The following is a 20,877-nucleotide window of genomic DNA, read 5'->3' on the forward strand; positions in this document are numbered from 1 at the left end:
TTTGTCGAAATTATCCGCCAAAAAAGTATCCGTTTCTTCCGAAGCGGATACTTTTCCCTGGGTTACTTTATCCTTTATATTCTTAGCGATGCTTCCGGTTACGATGATCGTACCCGTGTATAAAGAAATTATAAAAGACCGATTAGGTGGAACAGGTTACGGAGTGGCCTGGTTCCAAAGTTCCGCTATGCTCGGATCCTTTCTTTTTTCTCCTATCGCAGGTTGGATTTCCGACAAATTAGGGACTAGACGAAAATTGATCGGGATCTTTGCTCTTGTAGACGCGGTTCTTTTAGCTCTTCTCCCCTTCATGCCAAACATATCCTCTTTATTCGTTTTAAGATTTTTAGAAGGTGGAGCTCATATTTTTGTGATCGGGCTTTTACTAACCTGTATCTCCGATAAAGAAAAGGATAAAACATCCAATTTTTATAATAGAGGAATATTATTCGGCCTTGGAGGAACACTTCTCACTTTAGGAGGAGGAGTCGGTCAAGCGCTCGGATTTTTAGGGAATAAAAACCCTCTTCTTCCTTTTTTTGTAGGAGCGGCCATTCTTTCCTTATTAGGGATTTTATCCTTCTTTTTATTAGAAGAAGGGAATCTAAAAAAATTGGAATGGGAAGGTTGGAAAAAAACAAAAACAGCATTAGCTCTTTCTCCGTTACTCATCGTTCCGATCTTATTTCATTTCATCGATCGTTTTACCGTAGGTTATTTTTTAAGTTCGTTAAATCTACATTTGCGTGAAGATCTAGGTTTTACCCCGGGACAAGTCGGAGGACTCTTCGGCGTAATGTTCCTACTAATGAGTATTCTTTCTCTTCCAGCTGCTCTTCTTTCTAAAAAATGGAATTCTATATCCTTGGTATGGATCGGTTCCTTTATTTATGGGATCGCACAAGCAAGCACTGGATTTTTAAATAATTCTTCTAACCTTTATCTATCAATGATCGCCTGTGGGATCGGGGCCGGGATCATGTATGTGCCAGCAATGAGACTTGCTTCTTCACTTGCTCCGAACGGATTTAATGCAGTAGTAATGACAGTGTTTACTGGACTCGGATCCTTAGGATTTCTGTTGGGACCTTTAGTTTCCGTTTCCGTTCAAGACACCTTTACATCCTTATACAATCAATCAGCCGGTTTAGAATTCACGGGGATCCTATATGGGGGTCTCGAAGTTTTACTGGTTCTAGGCACCCTTCCCCTATTATCCAAAATTCTGGCAAAGGAAAAGAATATCTGATCATTATATCTCTCTGTTCTTAGTGAACTATGCGAAGCCCAAATATTTCGCATGGACTACACAGAGACCACTGAGGTTTTAGATCTTCTTCCTTAAGTTATAGAGTAATTTAATATTATTAAACAATGAGTAATATATAAACCACATCGCCGTTAAAACCTTGTGCAAAGGTATATTTCGTTTGCTATAACAATAAATTAATTCAATATAGCGAACAGTGATCCTTCCAGCGATTAACACAGAAATTGCACCATTCTTCCAACCGATTCTCTCCGTGGAAGATGAGAAAATTTTTGCTCACGAAGTCTTGGCACGTAAAAGAACTCCTGATGGCTGGAGTTCCGCAGGTTATTTATTTTCCGCAGAAGCGGGATTGTCGGATACAGAATTAGGAGATCTGGAAGAAACTCTTTGGAAAACAGCATTAAATAAACTTAAACTGATTTCAGGAACCTCTAAATTATTCTTAAACATTTCTCCGAATAGGTTATATCGCGAATTAGAGAACGAGAGGATCGATTCTTTTCGTTTACTACGGCTTTGCAGAGAATATGGAATAGATCCGAATCGTATCATCTTAGAAGTGACCGAAGAGGAATTTTCCGGAAGTTTGGATTCTTTACGTATCGCAGTGGATCTATTGAGAGCCTACGGATTTAAGATCGCTTTGGATGATCTAGGCTCGGAAGCTTCCGGAATAGAAAGAGTCGGGCTTTTGCGTCCAGACTTTTTAAAAATGGACTTAAGACTGATTAGGGCTTCTTCTCGTTCTCCTTCCGTTCGAAAAGTATTGGAGCATATTAGGGACCTAGCCTTCTCTATCGGTGCTTCGGTTCTATACGAGGGTTTGGAAACCCAGGAAGAATTATATTTTGCATTAGAAGGTGGAGCAAGATTCTTACAGGGATTTTTATTATTGAAACCAGGCCCTGAGCTTTCGGATGGCAAGGAACCATCTCTTTCCATCAAAGAAATGGTAAAATTTTTTCATAAGAAAAAGATGGAAGCACTCAAGCAAGAGTTGAATTTCGAAAGAAAGATCAGGCTCACTCTTACAGAACTTTTAAATCCGTTCCCTATATTAAAAATAGCGAATAGATATATGATAGACGCATATACCGTCTTTCAATCTTCCAAGGAGATCCACAGGGTATATATTACAGATTCAAAAGGAACCCAATTGTCTCCATATTATATGAGAACAGGAGAAGATTCTTTTCGAGAATCGAGTCATGGGATCGGAAAAAACTGGTCCTACCTTCCTTATTTTTATAAACAATTACGAGATTCCATGAGAAAGCCGGAAGACTGGGGAATGAGCGATAGATATTTTGATAGCGACGCAGTGAAAGACCTGATCGTGTTCAGCAAGGAAGTGGAATCGGGTGCCTATGTATTTTTAGACGTGACCGCTCCAAGACTCTACTAAACAAAGGTACTATGAGCGGCATCGAAAATCAGATCCTACAAGATATCTATCTTGCTTCCTCAGGTGGAGGATTTTTAACGATGAGGGATCTGGAATTAAATACCTCTCTTACCGAATGGAATCTCAGGCCTCATTTAGAAGATCTAAAAGAAGCCAGTCTGATCGTGGAGCACCCGGAAGGATTTCAAGTAGCTCCTAAAGGTCGTCATTTTTATAAAAGTAATTGGGGTTAATTCACAACTTCCAATTTTTCTTTTGTCTCCGTTTTCTTTCCTTGGGTCCTATTTAGGATGATCACGGAAGAAATCGCGAAGGCTCCTCCGAGCAATGTGCTTAATTTAGGCTCTTCTCCCAAAAAGATCCAACTTCCAAGTAATGCAGTCACTGGAACTAGAAAGATGAAAGAACTCGCGGTCCTGGATCCGAGTCTGCTGGAAGCATAAAAATATACGGTAGTTCCGAATGTAGTAGATATTACGGAAAGGTAAAATAGCTGGACCCAAAAATTCCAATCATTATCGAATACTCCGCCTAAGTCATAGGGAAGTGCCAAAAATAGATCTAATATTGTTCCGATACTGAATACATAAAAACTATATACCATGGGGGACATTCTTTGCCCAGTGCTTGAACTATTCATACTCAGGATCGCCCAGCTAAATGCACAAAGTAAAAAATAAACGTTCCCTGATTGGAATAGTAAAGTCCAATCCCCTTCCCAGATCTTTAATAGTAAAAATCCTCCGGCTAAACCTATGAAAAGCCCTATAAACTCTTTCATGGAAGGAAGTTTTCTTTGAAAGCTATGGACTAGTATATAAGTGAATATTGGATTCATCGTAGTCACCAATACTCCGCCTGCACCTGCAAGTCCTTGGTTCAATCCGAGTAAGAAGAACTGATTGTATATGGTGTATAAAATCGCTCCTATAATTACTTGCAGCACTCCTTTTTTATCCGGCAACGCAATTGATTCCTTTCTTAGAATAAGGACCGGAATTAAAGATAAGGCCGTGGCTAAAAACCTCCAGAACACGATCACTATCGGCGGTTCCGTTCCTACGATAGATTTAGCGGAAGGCCAGGCGAATCCCCAACTCACCATAGCGATCACAAGTAGAATAAAGAATTTTATAGATTGATTTTGGAACATTCAGGCATTGCCTCATTACCAGTTTTTTCCCCTCGCTTTAGATGAGGAGGACAATAAAAAACCCGGCCTGGTTGCCGGGTTTTCTTTTCGAACTCTAGTCTGTATCTGAAAGATCATGCATTTAGATCGATTAGATAACCCCTGCGTGTCATTTGGTCATCTGTATTTACGCCTACCTTGGCAAGGCTCTTGGGTGCGGTTACGACTGAGTCCATATTGCTTAATGGATGAAGACGGTCCGGCATATTTCGGATCGTAAATTCGGATTGGGAGAATTGTTGGGCTGCTCGGTTATTGCTTCCGGCTGCATTGATTTCTTGTAACATAACTGCGAATCCTATTTTTACAAAACGTAGCCTAAACCGGAAGTTTTGTAAAGAAAGAAATTTCGGGAAAAAAGGCACAAAGCCATCGGCAAAATAGGGAGTTTTTCCAGTAGGGACTACAACAAAAACCTTCTTCTCTTTGCGCCTTAGCGTGAACCCAAGAAACTTTTAGAACAATTTTCACGCAAAGCAGCAAAGGAAAGAAGGACAAGTTTGTGATAGCATTAAACCCTCAGTGAACTCTGTGCGAACCCGATTTCGCACGGAGGACACAGAGACCACGGAGATATAGGAATTAAGATTTTACAAGGCCTCGCCTTCCCAGCGTGGATAGCTCACTTCTTCGTTTTCTTCTGGGACAGAAGAACCAGCCTCGTCTTCTAAGAGTGTAAATCCTTTAGGCTCGTTTATGAATTCAGGAAAATATTCGAAGAATAATTTTCCTGCAATGATCCGTTTTGCAGCGGGATAATTTTGTTTGAATATATCCGAAAATTCTAACTCCGGCAGCTGATGGAATTGGATCCGATCTTCGAAGTTGATAAAGTCTTGTTTTGTAAATCCTAAGTTTCTAGACACAATCTCGTCTTTTAACATGATCCAATCTAATTTGAATCTCATCCTATATCCTTGGAAAGCTGAGGATCTTTGGATCAGATTGACCACTCTCATCAAAGGATATTCTAAATTAAAATATGGAGTGAGGTAAACCATCAGGTATCTTTGAGAAAAACCTAAAGGTTCCCATACCATTTCCGGGGAGATATTATTGTCTCCGTCGAAACGAAGTTCTTCCAACATGGAATGGAGAGCGGGAGCATTTTTTTTCTCTGAGTAAAATTCTTGGACGGCTACTTCTCCGAATTCCCCATAATACAACCATTTGTACAGGTCTTGGATCTCCGCAAGGGGATGAGCTTCTATAAAGCGGTTCAGGCTGGAGATTTTCTCCTCTCTAGTCCGGTTTTCGTCTATCTCCTTATGAATCATAAAAACCTTATGGGAATTTTTTAAAGGCGACCGCTTTGAAATTCAAGCCTAAAAGGAACTCATTTGGAATTTCGAAAAAAGTTTATTTTTGGTTTTTGGAGTATTTTTCCTTATCTGAGGCGAATTCTTGCCCTTTGAATAAACGGATCAAATTGGTTCTATGTAAAATTAAGATCGTTAAACTAATACAGACGATCGCCCAAAAGATAGGCGTATGAAAACTTTTACCTTCCCAAAGAGAAAGTAAATAATAGGAAATCGGTAAAGTGAATGCTCCACCTATGGATCCTATAGATACGAATCCGAATATCTTCTTTAAACTTAAAAAAACTATAAGAGTGATCAATGTAGATCCGGGAGCAAGGACTGCAAATACTCCGAAACTAGTCGCAACCCCCTTCCCTCCTTTAAAATTTAAAAAAGGAGAAAACATATGACCAAGGACAGCTGCGACTCCGCAAGACAGTGCCAAAATTTCCTGAACATCTCCATATAAGATACGGATTGTCAGAGGAAAAATTGCACCTTTTAGAATATCTAACAGTAAGACCGGAAGACCTATCTTCCATCCAAGCAAACGGGTAACATTGGTTGCACCAATATTTCCGCTTCCTTTTTGTCTGATATCGATCCCTTTATACTTTGCAGCTAAAAATCCAAACGGGATGGAGCCCAATAGAAAAGAAGAAGGAAGAAAAATGATAAATAGTTCGCTCATTTTCTGTCGGACCTCAACTCCAAACGGATGGGAATTCCTTTTAGATTATATTTTTCAGTCAGCTTCTTCTTAATGAATGAAAGCAGGTTGGATTTAAAATAATCCACATGATTTACGAATAAGATGAGATGGAACGGAGAAATGGACACTTGGGTGCAATATAACATTTTTGGAGGGCGATTTGCGGAAAAAGAACGCCCCGCTTCTGCCATCCAAGCTCGGAGAGATTGATTCAACTCCGAAGTGGAAATTTTTCTTTTTGCACGAGATGCAAGATCGATCGTCATCTCCATCATCTTATGAATTCTTTGTTTTTCTTTAGCGCTTAGAGTAACGATCTGGATCTCTTTTAAAAGAGGAAATCTGGAATACAGACGTTCCTGATAGTCTTTAAAGGAATTATTATCCTTATTTTCTACTGCGTCCCATTTATTCACCGCGAGCAAAAAGGGCTTTCCTTCTTCTTGGAGCATTCCTACGATCTTTTTATCGAATTCTCCAAAACCTTTTAGCGCATCCAAAAGATGGATGACCACGTCCGAACTTTGGATGGTCTTTTGTGTTCTTTTGTAGGAATAAAATTCGAGGGCTTCTGCCTTATCCGATTTTCTACGAATACCTGCAGTATCCGTAATACGGATCTTCTTCCCATCGAAAGTTACAGTAGTATCCACAGAGTCGCGAGTGGTTCCAGCGACTTCACTTACTACGGCCCTATCATATCCACATAACGCATTTAGAAGACTTGATTTTCCTGCATTCGGTTTTCCTACGATCGCAAGACTAAAATCCTCTAGACTAGGAAGTTCACCCTCTTCATCCGTTTGGATCCTTCTTTTTGCATTCGGAAGTAAGAATGCGATCTTTTCCAAAAGTAGAGGAAGGTTTCTTCTACCGATCGCGGAAATCGGTAGGATCTCCGACAAACCCATTTTGTAGAATGAATCTAGATCTTCCTCATCTTCCGGATGATCGACTTTGTTTACACAATATAAGACAGGGATCTGATTTAGTTCAGGATCCTTTCTGAATTTATCTATCAATCTTGAATCGTAAGAAGTAACTTCTTTTAGATCCAAAAGGAATACTACAAGATCCGATTCTGCTACTTGTCTGAAAGCGTTTTCAAGAACCGCTTCTTCCAAACTTTCAGGTCTTTCTATATCTAAGCCGGGGGTATCACATAGAATAAAATCCAATCCTTTTTCAGGATTCAGAACTCGAGCACGTAAAACATCTCGGGTCACTCCGGGATAATCTTCCGTGATCGCTAATTTCTTTTTTAATAGAGCGTTGAATAGAGTGGATTTTCCCACATTCTGGCGCCCAACGATACTTATGATCGGAACTCTTTTTTTAGAGGACATTTAAGAGTAATTCTTGGCCTTCATCGCTCTCGCGATTTCTAGTTTAGCGTCGCTCTTCTTCATATCTTCCCGTTTATCGAATAGTTTTTTAGGTTTTCCTAATGCTAGTTCCACCTTTGCCCAACGGTTGTCTTTGAAATACACTTTTGTAGCGACGAGCACCAAGCCCTTTTCTTTGATTTGTTTATCTAGTTTATCTATCTCTTTTCTATTCAGAAGAAGTTTGCGAGGACGAATGTCCGGATGGTTCGTATATCCTCCGTTTTTGTACGGAGTAATCGAAAAACTATCCAGATATACTTCCCCGTTCTTGATCTTTGCGAATGCATCTGTGAGATTCGCTTTTTTCTCTCGGAGACTTTTGACTTCTGATCCGGACAAAACGATCCCAGCTTCGATGAACGAGATCAGTTCGAAGTTAAACTTGGCTTTTTTGTTTACCAGGGGCTGAGGAGCGCCTGAATCTTTTTCCTTTTTCTTTGCCATAGTTCCCAAAAGTTTGCGGGACAATCCCCGCGTACCGTTATCGGGAAGAATGGTGAGTGAGGATCAATCTTCCCAGTTCCGCCCCGATTAAATTCGGCATATTATAGAAGTTTTCCGAGGTGATTTGGATGGAATCAGGGAATAAATGCTCTGCAATATATCTGCGTCCGAGTCCCACACCCAAAAACACGTAATTCTTATTTGTATGTTTCAGGATTTCAGCCTTCAAGCGCTTATTATCCCGGGATTGGATCTCGTGCTCGATTTCCGTCTTCCCTCTTTGACCCCTAAAATCCGAGATCATGACCAGTATTTTCGTCTGGGCGTCCGGGGAAAAGTAGGATTCTATCTGTTCTAAGAGTTGGTATTCCTCTATGGAGTCCCCTTGCCAGTCGGCTCGGAGAGAATCGAACATCTCCTCTTCCTTCTTAGGATCAAAGTATTCGTCCATTCGTTTCACTTGGACTAGGTCGATCCGATCTTTTCGGTTCATTCTATCGGAATAAGCGGTAACGGAGAAGTTCACGTCGTGCTCATCCAAAATATGAGCGCTGGATAACATCGCAGAAAGTGTAGCTACAGAATACTCGAAGTTGAAGATCCTACGGGACTTGGACACTAAGAAGGCAACTTCCACACCTTTTAGTTTTTCTTCGTCCTTATCTATCGTAGTCTTATCGAATACTTTGGAGTCTCCTTTTCCGGATAAGAAAGAAATGTATTTACGGGTGTCGATTCGGGAACCTTCGCTTCTATACATCCTGTTAATATCAATTTCAGGATCAAAAAGTCTTTCTAGGTTCAGCTGTACTTCTTCTAAGCTACGACCGAAAACTTCCTTAAACTCTTTGATGCTTGTTTGGATGGTGTATTCCCAAAGAATTCTTCTCTTTGCAAGAAACGCTTTGTATAATTCTTCCGTGCGATAACCCCAGGCTCCACCCCCACCGGCAGGTTCCCCTTGACCCATATTTCCTCGGGTCTCTTGTCCATACCATGCGTCGGGACCTTCTTTTCTTTGACCCCCGGTTTCGGGAGTATTGATCTCTAAACCTTCTCGGAGTTCGCGTCCTGAATTTTTCAGTTCCGCTTTTCCGGTGATCGCTTCTCTTTTATGGAGTTCCGGATCCCACCAACGTTTCTTTTCGATTTCTGTGGAAGGAGTCAGAGTTTTTTTTTTCTTATCCTCCAAGGTTTGGAAGAAGTCAGATACAATTTCGATCCCGGATAAGGAGAATTCTAAAATTCTCTCCAGTTCTTTTCTTTCACCAGGATCTGAAACCTGATTGGAGTATGCGATCTTTCCACCTCGTATCGCGATCTCTCGCAAGCCCTCTTTTCCAAGAGACTCTTCTGCATAACGTAGAATATGATCTTTCCATTGTAGAAGATTCGAAAGTCCGAATGTATAAGGCATTAAATTTGCAGAACCGATAGTTCTCTTCTTTGCAAGATCCTTAATTTTTGTATGAAACTCCGCCATCTTGGAAACAAGATCTCCTTCAGGCAGATAGAAGTTTAAGATTTCTTGAAGTGTTGCTGAATCTTCCAACTCAGGAAATAGAACGGATGTAAATCTGTTCCTAAAAGCTCTGGAAATCGTAGGAGTGGATTTTGTTTTTCTAAAAAGTTTGAGTGCGAAGATACGAGATTCTTCTTTTAAAGAAAGAGGACGCTCTTCCGAACTTTCTGGAGGAAGAACAAGAGCTCTCGCATCATCCGTAAGCATATTCAATTTTTCTACGAGTTCTGCACCTGCTGCTTCCAGGTTGGTGATCAGGATATTCCCACCTTCTCGGATCCCTTTTGTCAAAGGACCATCTACCCAACCCACTTGGGAACCTGCGATCGGTTTTAAGGCACCAATAATGTCCGCGGTATGAATTCCTTTACAAAGATGGACTGCTTCCAAAGGAACTCCGCTAATCTCAGTAAATAAAGGTAGAATGAGCTGAGGATCTTGCTCTTCGGAATATTCTATCAGAACGTTCTCTTTGAATTGAACTGCAGAGTAAACCTTCTCCGCAAACTCTCTTAATTTCAAAGGCATCGGAACGGAAGAAAGGATCTCTTTTGCAGCCTTTTCGTTAGTAACTGAAATTTCTTTATCGTTACAGAACAAGGAGCCCTTATGAACTTCGAATTTAGGCTCAGGAAGATTCGGTTTGGATTTTAAACCTGTTTCTTTCAGAAGAAGTTCGATTTGAGAATTACGATCGTCTTCTTTGCGGAATGGCTCCACATAAAAATTCCAAAGTTCCCTAAATCTAAGTTCAGGCTGATCCGCTTTTAGACTTAAGATACGATTGCAAAGCTTTTTCAGATTTCGGATATTGAAATGATACTTTTCTAAATCACCTTTTCCTAATGCTCCCGAAACCACTTTGGATTCAGTTTCGAGAGAGATACGAATACAGGATTTCAGAATATCAGTATTCATATTCGGATACAATTTTCCGAGGATAAACAGGATCTCGTCTGGTGTATGAGGATCTATAAATACAGTAGAATAATATCTGGTGATATCGAAAGGAAGAGGCTTACGACCTTCAAAACCTTCGGAAGGGTTTTGGGTCCCGATAAAATTAAATCCTTCTGCGGCGTGGATCCTGGAACCGTCACCTTCTATCAGCTCCAAATGATTGGATTCATATACTGTGGAAAAACGTTTGATGATATGAGGAGGACAAAGGTTCATCTCGTCTGCGACAAAACTTGCGCCACTTCTCACTGCAGAAGTAAGAGGCCCGTCCCCCCAAGCAAAACCTTTTCCATCCAGAAGTAATCTGTAGGAACCGATCAGATCTTCCGGTAAAGTGTCCTCATTAAAACTGAATCTTGCAGTAGGATGATTTCGTTTAAAATTAATATAATAGATAAGTGCGTTTTTTCCGACCCCTGCGTCTCCCACCAGAAGAACCGGACGGGATTCCAAAAGTGGATACAGAATATTTTGAAGATTTCGGATAGTGGAATCCGTTTCCACCAAGTCGGCGCCGAGAGATCCGGAATTATTTCCCAATTTAGACTTAGGTACTTTGATGCCGGCGATTGTTACTGTATCCATGTCCCCAAGATCCGGAAAGTAGAATCCGGAGGCAATCTCATTTCTCCCTTTCCTGCGACGATTGGTTGGACACTCCAACTTTTTACTTTGGAATCAAAATGGTCTTCGCACGGAGCTCACTGAGATCACAGAGTTTTGGTGGTGGTAATCCGAAATATCTCTGTTGGCTCCGTGGCCTCTGTGCGAAAAAAACATTAAGTAGATCTAATTTCGGTTTGTTAGACAAACGGCTTCTACATTAGCGTATTTCTATGAGCCAAAGTACCCTCGACTATGTACTAGCACAAAGGATCCAAGGACTGGATTCCTCAGCCATACGAAAAGCATTCGAACTTGCCGGTTCCTTAAAGGACCCGATCAACCTTTCCATAGGACAGCCTCATTTTCCTTGTCCTCCGAATATTATAGAAGCTGGAGCAAAAGCTCTTCGCGACGGCAAAACCGCCTATACTTTAACCGCCGGAATTCCTGAATTAAAAGAAGCTCTGGCTCAAAAATACAAACAAGAGAATCATATTCCATATGCGAACCCGGAAAGAATTTTAATCACTTCCGGGATCAGCTCCGCATTTTTACTTTTATTCAACTCCCTTCTGAACGAAGGAGACGAATGCCTTGTAGTAACTCCTCACTTCCTAATGTATCCTGCTTATATCAAAATATACGGCGGAAAAATGCATACGATCTCCGAGGATTTTCAACCTGACGATCTAAACTCATTTAAGGATAAGAAGTTGAAGATCATCATCTTCTCCACTCCTTCCAATCCGACCGGAACCGTTTTAAACAAGTCTCAACTTACAGCTCTCGCAGATCTTGCGGAAAAAACGGGAGCCTATCTGATCTCCGACGAGATCTACGAAAAGTTCGATTACGATAAGTCTTTCTTATCCGTAGGATCTTTTTATGAAAGAGCAATCACTCTTTCCGGATTCTCCAAAACATATAGTATGACAGGACTTCGTCTTGCTTCTATTTTAGCTCCGGCACCCATTATAAAAACCTTAACTACTCTGCAACAATACACTCTGGTATGCGCTCCTTCCGTCACACAATGGATGGGGATAGAAGCTTTAAAGACAGAGATGCAACCTTATATAGACGATTATAGGGAAAAAAGAGATTTCGTTTACGAGAATCTTAAGGACCATTACGAACTGAAAAAAAGCGGCGGGGCCTTCTATTTCTTCCTGAAAATAAAAGGAAAAGACGACGATTTCATTGTTAGAGCTGTTAAGGAAAAAAGCCTCATCTTAGTTCCCGGATATATATTCACAGATTCCAAAGAATATATCCGGATCAGTTTCGCTTCCGAATGGGAGAATTTGAAACGAGGCGTCCAGGCCTTAAAAGAACTCGCGGCTTCTTAAGAGAAAATTTTGGCGGAGTTTTATTCTGAGTTCCCGAGTTTAGTAATTTTCATATGGATCGGAGGAGTTTTAATCTCCTTCTCCATGGGAAGTTTTTATTCTACCTTAGCGTATAGGGTCGTCCGATTCTATTATGGCAAAGAAAGAAAAATTGGCTCCAAACTTTTTAGACTTCGTAAGATACTAATAGAACCTTCTTCTTGTGAGTCTTGTGGTAATAAGATTACAGGACTTGTAATCTTTCCAGTTTTCGGATACTGGTTTTCTAAGAAAGAATGTAGCAACTGTAAAGTTCCGATCAATCCATTATACTCCTTATGCGAAGCAGTTTTCGGGTTATTATTCGTAGTAGCATTTCTTCTTTCCGGAAAACTACTCGGGACATTTGCATTTTTAGCTCTATGCGGACATTTACTCGTTTCAGCAAGTACCGATTTCCAAAAGTTTTCCTTAGATTATGAAAATTTACCCTTCATTCTACTCTTTGGAGCACTAACAAATTATTTATTCTTCGATGCGACACCGGGCAAGGCGGATCTGATCGTATACGTTTGTTTTTCCGCAGTATTCTTTCTGATCTATTTCCTTTTTCCGAATGCGATGGGATTTGCGGATGCGGTATTTGCACCTGCTTTCGCTCTTTTATGCGGACATCCTTGGTGGATCTTCTTCTTAAATTCTTCCTATGGGATTGCGATCATAGTCACTGTATTGAAGAGGAAAAAGGGAGAAAGTTTGAGAAGAGTTCCGATCCCTATGGGAGTGTATTTTTCAATCGGCCTTGCATTGACCTTTCTCGCTAGACTAGTCTCAAATTCGGGTTTACTTCCTGAGTGGACAAACTTCATCCTATAGACATGCAGAAAAAGATCTCCGATATCAGGAACGAATATAGTAAAGCCTCTTTGGACGAAGCGGATGTCGGATCTTCCCCTTTAGATTTTTTTAAAGTTTGGTTCGAACAAGCGGTCCATTCGGAAGTTTTAGAACCTACTGCAATGACACTTGCCACAATAAGAGAAGACGGGATCCCGGATGCGAGGATCGTTCTACTCAAAGGGATCGAAAACCAAGGATTTCAATTTTATACCAATTATTCCAGCAGCAAAGGGAAGGCTCTCGAATCCAACCCGAATGCAAGCCTTGTTTTTTTCTGGCCTGAACTGGAAAGACAGGTTCGGATCAGAGGGAAAGTTTCCAAAGTATCCAGGGAAAATTCAGCAAACTACTTTCATTCCAGACCGTTCGAAAGTCAGATAGGCGCTCTTGCTTCCGCTCAAAGTGATCCTGTTCAAGACAGATCCGTATTAGAAAAACATTTTGAAGAATTAAGATCAAAATACGAAGGAAAGACCGTCCCACTCCCGGAAACTTGGGGAGGATATATATTAGATCCTTCTGAAATAGAATTTTGGCAGGGAAGAAGAAGCCGCCTTCATGATCGGATCTTATTCCGAAAAGAAGGCGGGGCTTGGACAAAAACGAGACTACAACCTTAGTTTAGTCCGAGTAAATGTCCCATTCTCATTTTTTTAGTGAATAGGTAATGGTGATTATTCCCGGTAGGTTTGATCTCTATCGGAACTCTATCAGTCACTTCCAGACCGTAACCTTCTAGACCGACGATCTTACGTGGATTATTCGTGAGAAGTTTCATCTTGCCCACACCAATATCCTTTAGTATCTGAGCACCCACTCCGTATTCTCTTAGATCGGGAGCAAATCCTAGTTTCTCGTTAGCCTCTACAGTATCCAAACCTTGGTCCTGCATATTATAAGCCTTGAGTTTGTTGATAAGACCGATCCCTCTTCCTTCCTGTCTCATATAAAGGAGGATCCCCTTCCCTTCTTGAGCGATCATGGAAAGAGCGGAATGTAGTTGAGGTCCGCAATCACAGCGGCCGCTTCCGAAAATATCTCCGGTAAAACATTCGGAATGAACACGAACCATAATCGGCTCGTCCTTATCTATTTTACCTTTTACTAATGCAACATGGACCTTATCGTCTATGATGGTAGAATAAGCTCTGACGGAAAAATCCCCGTATTCGGTTGGAAGAGAAGTTTCCACTTCCAGATGAATTAGATTTTCTTTCTTTCTTCTGTAACGGATCAGATCTTCTATCGTATAAATATTGAGTCCGTGTTTAGCAGCAAATTTTTCAAGATCAGGAAGACGGGACATACTTCCATCGTCGTTCATGATCTCGCAGATCACCGCTCCAGGATATAAGCCGGCAAGTTTGGACAGATCCACAGAAGCTTCGGTATGTCCTGCTCTTCTGAGCACTCCGCCTGAAACAGCCTGCAATGGGAATAAATGCCCCGGTTTTACAAGATCATGAGGAGTCGTTTTTGGATCTATCAGAGCCTGGATGGTAGTCGCTCTGTCTTGGGCAGAAATCCCTGTAGTAGTTCCTTCCTTAGCGTCCACGGAAACAGTAAATGCAGTGCCGTGTTTATCTCCTAGACTGATGTCGTCCACCATTCGGTTCAGACCCAGTTGTCTAAGACGGTCTCCTTCCATAGGAACGCAGATGAGCCCCCTTCCGAAAGTAGCCATGAAATTTACCTTTTCTTTGTCGGTAAATTGGGCGGCACAAACCAGATCCCCCTCGTTTTCCCGATCCTCGGAATCCACGAGAATGATCATCTTCCCCGCTTTTATATCTTCGATTGCCTGTTCAATGGAGCCGATCATGATTCCACCTCATTTGTTGGACTGGTTTTTTACCATTATAAATCTAAGGAAAACAGGAAATTTGACATTGATAGTTGGTAAAACGAACCAAGAATACGACTCCGGGAACGAGAAAAACGAATTCGTGATGATTTCGCACAGAGAACACAGAGGTCACGGAGAGAAGAATTTGTAGGAACACCAACCGTTCACTGAGGCCTTTCCCTCTGTGCTTCTCCGTGTGCTCCGTGTGAAACTTTTAACTATGCTTACCTAGTTGTTCCAAATATCGAGCGATGAGATCCACTTCGAGGTTTACCTTGGCTCCGACCTTCCAGGCTTCTGCGGCGTTGGTTACTGTTAGAGTTTCGGGGATAAGTACTAGTTCGAATTCTCCGGATTTGGAATCTACGATCGTAAGAGAGATCCCGTCTACGGTTACACTTCCTCGAACCGCAAAATATTTAGTGAACGAAGGATCATGAGAAATAATAAATCTTCTGACCTTACCATTATCTTTATCTTCTGAAAGAAGAATGTTTCCAGTTAGATCCACATGGCCAGTAACGAAATGGCCACCCATTCTAGTATGAGGTTGAACGGAACGTTCCAGATTGATCTTTGTTCCGACTTGAAAATTCCCGAAATTAGTAAGTTCTAAAGTTCTGTAGGAAGAATAAAATTCGAATTTATTTCCATTCTCTTGGAAAGAAGTAACAGTATGACATGCACCGTTTACTGAAATTGAATCCCCGTTTTTCAGATCCGGATCTTTCCAAGAAGTCAATACTTTGAAAATTTTACCATCGTCAGTATTCTGAATGGATTCGATTTTTCCGGTAGTTTCTATCAACCCTGTGAACATCTACCAACCTCCCAAAGATCGGAAGCAATTTCCGCTTTCCATTCCATAGAAAAATTCCCTGCCCATTCCGGCAAGATCCCTTTCGTAAAAGAAACCGTAGAGGATTTGACTCGCAAAATTGCATCTTCTTCCGATAGGATCGGAGAGAATGCTTTATATAGAAAATTTCCGCCTTCTATCATCGCTGAGTTGATTCCCCATCCGCATAAGATCCTGGAAATTTTAAGTACGTCCGAAAAATCGATCCTCTCATAAGGGAATTTAGAAAGTTCTTCCAACCGATTTATAAAGGAAGGATCATAAGATTTATTCGAATCCAAAAAAAATGCCGCAGACTTCTTACCGATCCTTTCATTGATCTTGGATTGTTTTTCCAAAAAAGCTTCGGAGGCAAACTCTTGCGCGGGAAGAAAAAATACTCGCAGAGTTTGGTAATCCTTCTCTTTATCCTGATGGATCTGAAAAATTTCTTTTTCTGCGGAATATTCTAAAAGTGCAGACACTAATCCGGAAAAACCGGATTCTTTTCCTTCTATATGTTTAGACACATTCGGGTAAGAAAAATCGGGCACTCTAAAATCTAAACCGGGATCATCTACTTTGACAGTATTTGGTCCTACTAAAACTGCATCCACCTTTGCTCGAAGCATCGAAAGGAAGAAGTCGGATTCGAGGGAGGAAATTTTCTCTCTCGAACCTACTCCAGTGCTAAAATATCCTTCTTTACTCACTGTAGTTTTGAGCAAATAAGCGGGTCGATCCTTGTCTATTCTGGATCTAAAACCGAAAACGAATTTCGACGCTATTTCGGCTAACTCAGAATTCTGAACAACTTGGATACCTATCTTGGACAATTTCTCCAGCCCGGAGTTTTCTGCCACAAGTGGATTCGTGTCCCTCCAGCCATACTCCAAACGGATCGGTTTTTCTTTCAAAAATAGATCGATACAAGGAGGAGTTTTACCGTGATGAGAACAAGGCTCCAGAGTTACATATGCATTATGAGAAGGAATATCCCCGCTCGGAAATTTTTCCCGCAGAATACGATAAGCTTCTCTTTCTGAGTGATTTCCGCCTGTTCTCTGAGTGAAACCGGAAGCTAAAATTTCTCCCGTTTTTGCATCTTCTATAACACAAGCAACGGGAGGGTTCGGACTGGAATATCCTGTGGAGACAAAGGAATAGCGTGTTAGTTCCTCCCGAATTCGATCCGGGAGGGAAGAGCTCAAGAGCGTTTCCACCTCTTGCTTAAACCGTCGTAGATATCTACGAGAGGTGCTGCAATAAATACGGAAGAGAATGTTCCGAGTATGATCCCGAATGTAAGAACATACGCGAAATCATATAATTCTACCGCTCCACCTATAATGATCGCTACTACCGAGATCAATGTTGCAACAGACGTATTAAACGTTCTGGAAAGAGTTTGATTGATCGAAAGGTTGATCACCTGAGAAAACGTATCTCTTAGATTTCCTGCATTTTCTCTGATCCTATCGAATACCACGATCGTATCGTTAATGGAATATCCGAGAAGAGTTAAGAGTGCAGCAATGATTGGCACGCTAGGTTTGATCTGAAAAAATCCGATAAACGCGATCGTAATCACCAAATCGTGGATCAAAGCTAAGATCGCACCCAAAGCAAACTTGAATTGGAAACGAAAGCTCAAATACAACATGATGAAGAAAAGTGTAAGGCTTAAGAGAGAGATCCCTGTAGAAGTCAATTCGGCTCCTACTACGGAACCCACTTGATTCGCAGAGAGAATTTTCTTTTTCTCTAATTTAAAGTCTTCTTGCAAAAGGCCGATCAAAGCATCTATCGCGGAAGCTTGTTGAGCCTCAACACTATCTTTTCCTTTTTTCTGAAGATATAATTCTTTGATCTGATCCACTGATCCCAAACCGATATCGATCTGGTAATCATTCTTATCCTTATCCATAAGGACCAAGACCGCTTCTATATTTTTAGAAGAAAAATATTCTTCTAAGTTTTTGCGTTCTACGTTTTCCGGAAATTCCACTACGGCTCTTAGTCCACCATCAAAGTCCAATGATGTTGCAAACCCACCGTATTTTCCGAAAGTAACTCCAAACCCGATCGCAATAAGGATCGTGGAGAATGAAATTGATATGTATTTATATTTTATAAAATCAAACATTTTTGGACTCCAATTTTTTGAATCCGATGCGAAGTTTGCTAACTCCGAATTTGTTCACGAGTAGATCCATGATCATTCTACTTAAGAACAAGGAAGTGAATAAAGAAGTCACAATACCCCAACAAAGAGTGATCGCGAATCCTTTGATCGGTCCATTTCCAAGTTTGATCATTAAAATACCGGAAATCAATGTAGTGACGTTACTATCCATAATCGTCCAGAAAGCGTTTTCAAAACCTTGGGCAACTGCAGCGGATACATGTTTGCCCGCAGCCAATTCTTCCTTGATCCTTTCATAGATAATTACGTTCGCATCCACCGCCATACCGACAGTCAGGATGATCCCTGCAAAACCGGGTAATGTCAAAGTGAAGCCCATCAAAGAAAGAAGCGCCATTAACACGATCACGTTCACTAATAATGCGATATCCGCGACAAGACCGGACAATCTATAGATGATCAACATGAAGATGATCACCAAAGCGAAACCTAAGAGTACCGCTTTTAATCCAACTTCGATGGATTCGATCCCGAGTGTAGGTCCGATAAATCTCATTTCCAATACGCTTAATGGGATCGGAAGAGCACCCTCACTGATCACGTTTGCAAGATCGGTCGCTTCTTTTTGTCCGAATTCTCCGTCGATCTGAGCGTTACCACCGGCGATCGGGCTACGAATCACAGGATCAGAAATAACTTTATCTCCCCATACGATCGCAAGTTGTCTTCCTACGTTTTTGGAAGTAATATCGAAAAATTTCTCCGCACCTTGGGAAGTTAGGGAGAAGGAAACGTAATAAGAAAGACGGTTTTGGTCGTAACTTTCGTGAGCGTTTCTCATATCCTTTCCGTCTAGAGAGATCGCTCTTTCAAGAACTACGAATTCCCTAGGAAGTAAGGAAGCCTTAGGATTATTTGCTCTGGACCATTTTACGTATAATTTATAACGATCTGGAATATTATACTTCTTCTCCATTGCAGCAAGGAATCTGTCCTGCTCGTCTTTTCCCAGTTTCTGTTTTACTATATTCTGGAATTTAACGATCTCGGTTTCTTCCTTTTTGCCCTCGCTCATCATTTTCATTTCTTCCAATTCTATGGCGTCATGATATTGACCTCTGGAGTTCTGGTTAGAAGGATCGGAAGGCTCTCTCAATCTATATTCAACAGTTTCAGTGTTTCGGATGATGTCCAAAATTTGAGAAGAGTTACTTACACCTGGAAGAGATACTTCGATAGAATCCTGATCTTTTTGGATACGAACCTGAGGCTCTGTTAAGTTTTGGTTGGTCAGACGATTGTCTATGATCAGTTTCGCCTTTTCTAACTCCGCAAGTTTTCTGGTAGGAGTCAGCTCGAAATAACTTGCGATCTCTTTTAATTTGTCCTGAGCTTCTTTTCTTTCTTTTTCAGAAAGACTTGGATCGTCTTTTTTCTTAGTAAGATCTTCGATCTCTTTTGTATAAGAATCTTTTAATTTGGAAGTATAATCGTCGAAATCACCTTTCAGAACGACTCTCATCCCACCTTGTAAGTCCAATCCCAAACGGATTGCCAAAGGTCTTCCGCCGAAAATATACTCTTCCACTAAAGTAGGTCTGAGTTTATTTTTAGGCTCTAGGATCAACTCTTGGTTTTCTTGGGAAAGCTGGTTGATCTTTGCGGAAGTGATAAATCTTCCTTTTACAAGATAATAATCCTTATCCGGAAAAACGCTTGGATCAGGTTCGATCTGCAAGGTTCCTTGCGGGTTATAATCAGATTTCCATCTTTCCGCGAAATTGGAAAGTATCGTTTTTCGTGATTCTTCTGGTAATTGGTTAAATTCTTTTCTAATTGCTAGTTCCAATTCTCTTTCGGCGAAATTTGGATAGAGAAGCGTCAAAGACGCAGCAACTACCACGATTGGAACAAAAATCCATTGGACAGATTTCAAATTCGGACTCCTAGTCTCTTCTCACTTTATTAATTGTCACAGGGGAACGCCGAGTGACGCGTGCGCCTTTGGCTCTAAATTGATATAAAGCAAAAGCGAGTATGATGGCAATGATGATGATGCCCTTTTTATGTTCTGAGAAAAATCCGGCAATCGCTCCCTGCTCTTTTTGCTCGGCAGCCTTTCTTTTCTCTTCTTCTTTTCTTTTATCATCTCCGAGTTTTAGGATCTCTCCTAATTTTTCTCGGATAGAAATATCTTCTTTAGGAAGAGATGCGGCGCTTGCATCGTAACCGGGAAGACTTTTAGGACTAATATTAGTCTCTTCGTTTAACCAGTAAGGTTTTTGGATCTCTCCAGAAGTTTCCTGATTTGCAATTTCACGGTTTGCAGGTTTTTCAGTAGTTTCTCCCGGGCCATTCGGGTCTCCGGAATTTTTTCCTTGGGTAGGATCATCCGGTGCGATTTCAGGTTCTACCTTCTTCTTAGGTTCCCCTTCCTTCTGCTCTAACTCTTTGGACTCTAATTGTTTCTTCTTCTTACCTGCATTCTTCTTTACTTTCTTCTTTCTAGAAGCTTTTGCAAGAGGAGCCTTTTTAGAGCTAGTTGTAGTTTTCTTAGGTTCGGAAACCTTGTCCAAAAAATCGATTTCTTCCCCGTCTTGCCCGAAAATTGGAAGGGTCAATGAGATGGAAAGAAGGAGGCATAGGATCTTATTCATATTCGCACCGATTATACTGATACTATCGGAAAGAGGGAACTATGCCTCTTTCTCTTTTTCTTTCTTCCTTAAAATCGTGCTAGAGTTAAACGTAACGTTCGTATCTTTCGCAATCGCGAGAACAACACTCTCGTTATTATCCTTAAATTCTACCACTTTACCGTGGATCCCAGACGAAGTGATAACGGTATCTCCCTTTTGTAGACCCTCTATCATCGTTTTTCTTTTCTTTTCCTCGTTTCTTTGAGGGCGGATCACGATAAAATACAAAATTACGAATAGAATTGGGATAAAGAGCAGAGTGTTCATTCCTCCGCCTTGAGCTCCTGCTGGATCAGCCTGAGCGAGTAAGAATA

General features: G+C 41.1%; 20 protein-coding genes. 6 read left to right on the forward strand and 14 right to left on the reverse strand.

Annotated elements, in window-relative coordinates; all coding sequences use genetic code 11:
* Position 1 precedes the first annotated feature (1 nt).
* From EHQ64_RS10080 to EHQ64_RS10090, 3 genes are all read left to right on the forward strand, one after another.
* Positions 2–1,249, forward strand: a complete 1,248-nt coding sequence (locus EHQ64_RS10080; RefSeq protein ID WP_135649357.1) for an MFS transporter — start codon at positions 2–4, stop codon at positions 1,247–1,249.
* A 217-nt stretch (positions 1,250–1,466) separates the two neighbouring features.
* Positions 1,467–2,678: an EAL domain-containing protein gene (locus tag EHQ64_RS10085; protein WP_135649358.1), complete on the forward strand. Its 1,212-nt coding sequence runs from the start codon at positions 1,467–1,469 to the stop codon at positions 2,676–2,678.
* Between the two features lie 11 nt (positions 2,679–2,689).
* The gene (locus EHQ64_RS10090; protein WP_135649359.1) at positions 2,690–2,911 is read left to right on the forward strand and encodes a hypothetical protein; all 222 of its coding nucleotides are present in this window, start codon (positions 2,690–2,692) and stop codon (positions 2,909–2,911) included.
* On the opposite strand, the gene EHQ64_RS10095 is transcribed toward EHQ64_RS10090, so the two are convergent.
* The 7 genes from EHQ64_RS10095 to EHQ64_RS10125 form a co-directional block, all read right to left on the reverse strand.
* Positions 2,908–3,831 carry a DMT family transporter gene (locus EHQ64_RS10095; RefSeq protein WP_135649360.1) on the reverse strand — a complete coding sequence of 308 codons (924 nt, stop codon included), beginning with the start codon at positions 3,829–3,831 and terminating at the stop codon, positions 2,908–2,910. The genes EHQ64_RS10090 and EHQ64_RS10095 overlap by 4 nt on opposite strands.
* A 113-nt stretch (positions 3,832–3,944) precedes the next feature.
* On the reverse strand, positions 3,945–4,157 hold the full coding sequence (locus EHQ64_RS10100; protein WP_135649361.1) for a hypothetical protein: 213 nt from the start codon (positions 4,155–4,157) through the stop codon (positions 3,945–3,947).
* Between the two features lie 303 nt (positions 4,158–4,460).
* Positions 4,461–5,147 carry a hypothetical protein gene (locus tag EHQ64_RS10105; RefSeq protein ID WP_135649362.1) on the reverse strand — a complete coding sequence of 229 codons (687 nt, stop codon included), beginning with the start codon at positions 5,145–5,147 and terminating at the stop codon, positions 4,461–4,463.
* 82 nt (positions 5,148–5,229) lie between these two features.
* Positions 5,230–5,865: a glycerol-3-phosphate 1-O-acyltransferase PlsY gene (plsY, locus tag EHQ64_RS10110; protein ID WP_135649363.1), complete on the reverse strand. Its 636-nt coding sequence runs from the start codon at positions 5,863–5,865 to the stop codon at positions 5,230–5,232.
* Positions 5,862–7,232 (reverse strand): ribosome biogenesis GTPase Der, encoded by a 1,371-nt coding sequence (gene der, locus EHQ64_RS10115; protein ID WP_135649364.1) that lies wholly within the window; start codon positions 7,230–7,232, stop codon positions 5,862–5,864. Before der ends, plsY begins: the two co-directional genes overlap by 4 nt.
* A complete protein-coding gene (smpB, locus tag EHQ64_RS10120; RefSeq protein WP_135649365.1) occupies positions 7,233–7,718 on the reverse strand; it encodes an SsrA-binding protein in 486 nt (161 codons plus the stop codon).
* 37 nt (positions 7,719–7,755) lie between these two features.
* Complete coding sequence (locus tag EHQ64_RS10125; protein WP_135649366.1) at positions 7,756–10,785, reverse strand: AAA family ATPase; 3,030 nt, start codon at positions 10,783–10,785, stop codon at positions 7,756–7,758.
* A gap of 251 nt (positions 10,786–11,036) precedes the next feature.
* On the opposite strand from EHQ64_RS10125, the gene EHQ64_RS10130 reads away from it, so the two are divergent.
* Genes EHQ64_RS10130 through pdxH form a run of 3 tightly spaced genes read left to right on the forward strand, consistent with a single transcriptional unit; the run spans position 11,037 to position 13,654 of the window.
* Positions 11,037–12,155 (forward strand): pyridoxal phosphate-dependent aminotransferase, encoded by a 1,119-nt coding sequence (locus EHQ64_RS10130; RefSeq protein WP_135649367.1) that lies wholly within the window; start codon positions 11,037–11,039, stop codon positions 12,153–12,155.
* Between the two features lie 9 nt (positions 12,156–12,164).
* The gene (locus tag EHQ64_RS10135) at positions 12,165–13,010 is read left to right on the forward strand and encodes a prepilin peptidase (protein ID WP_135649368.1); all 846 of its coding nucleotides are present in this window, start codon (positions 12,165–12,167) and stop codon (positions 13,008–13,010) included.
* Between the two features lie 2 nt (positions 13,011–13,012).
* Positions 13,013–13,654, forward strand: coding sequence for a pyridoxamine 5'-phosphate oxidase (pdxH, locus tag EHQ64_RS10140; RefSeq protein WP_135649397.1), 642 nt, complete (start codon positions 13,013–13,015; stop codon positions 13,652–13,654).
* Here the strand turns inward: pdxH and EHQ64_RS10145 are convergent.
* The 7 genes from EHQ64_RS10145 to yajC all read right to left on the reverse strand — a co-directional run bounded on the left by EHQ64_RS10145 (position 13,651) and on the right by yajC (position 20,830).
* Entirely contained in the window at positions 13,651–14,856 is a 1,206-nt protein-coding gene (locus tag EHQ64_RS10145) for a bifunctional 3,4-dihydroxy-2-butanone-4-phosphate synthase/GTP cyclohydrolase II (RefSeq protein ID WP_135649369.1), read from the reverse strand. The two genes, pdxH and EHQ64_RS10145, sit on opposite strands and share 4 nt — an antisense overlap.
* Before the next feature lie 238 nt (positions 14,857–15,094).
* On the reverse strand, positions 15,095–15,700 hold the full coding sequence (locus tag EHQ64_RS10150) for a riboflavin synthase (RefSeq protein WP_135649370.1): 606 nt from the start codon (positions 15,698–15,700) through the stop codon (positions 15,095–15,097).
* Positions 15,685–16,929: a bifunctional diaminohydroxyphosphoribosylaminopyrimidine deaminase/5-amino-6-(5-phosphoribosylamino)uracil reductase gene (locus EHQ64_RS10155; protein ID WP_135649371.1), complete on the reverse strand. Its 1,245-nt coding sequence runs from the start codon at positions 16,927–16,929 to the stop codon at positions 15,685–15,687. Before EHQ64_RS10155 ends, EHQ64_RS10150 begins: the two co-directional genes overlap by 16 nt.
* Positions 16,926–17,864 carry a protein translocase subunit SecF gene (gene secF, locus EHQ64_RS10160; protein ID WP_135649372.1) on the reverse strand — a complete coding sequence of 313 codons (939 nt, stop codon included), beginning with the start codon at positions 17,862–17,864 and terminating at the stop codon, positions 16,926–16,928. The genes EHQ64_RS10155 and secF overlap by 4 nt, the downstream gene beginning before the upstream one ends.
* Positions 17,857–19,800, reverse strand: a complete 1,944-nt coding sequence (gene secD / locus EHQ64_RS10165; protein WP_135649373.1) for a protein translocase subunit SecD — start codon at positions 19,798–19,800, stop codon at positions 17,857–17,859. The genes secF and secD overlap by 8 nt, the downstream gene beginning before the upstream one ends.
* A 10-nt stretch (positions 19,801–19,810) precedes the next feature.
* Positions 19,811–20,521, reverse strand: a complete 711-nt coding sequence (locus EHQ64_RS10170; RefSeq protein ID WP_135649374.1) for an SRP-less Sec system protein — start codon at positions 20,519–20,521, stop codon at positions 19,811–19,813.
* Between the two features lie 39 nt (positions 20,522–20,560).
* Positions 20,561–20,830 carry a preprotein translocase subunit YajC gene (gene yajC / locus EHQ64_RS10175; protein ID WP_246048693.1) on the reverse strand — a complete coding sequence of 90 codons (270 nt, stop codon included), beginning with the start codon at positions 20,828–20,830 and terminating at the stop codon, positions 20,561–20,563.
* Between the last annotated feature and the right edge of the window lie 47 nt (positions 20,831–20,877).

The sequence above is a fragment of the Leptospira sarikeiensis genome (genome assembly GCF_004769615.1).
In the GTDB taxonomy this organism is placed as follows: Bacteria; Spirochaetota; Leptospiria; order Leptospirales; family Leptospiraceae; genus Leptospira_B; species Leptospira_B sarikeiensis.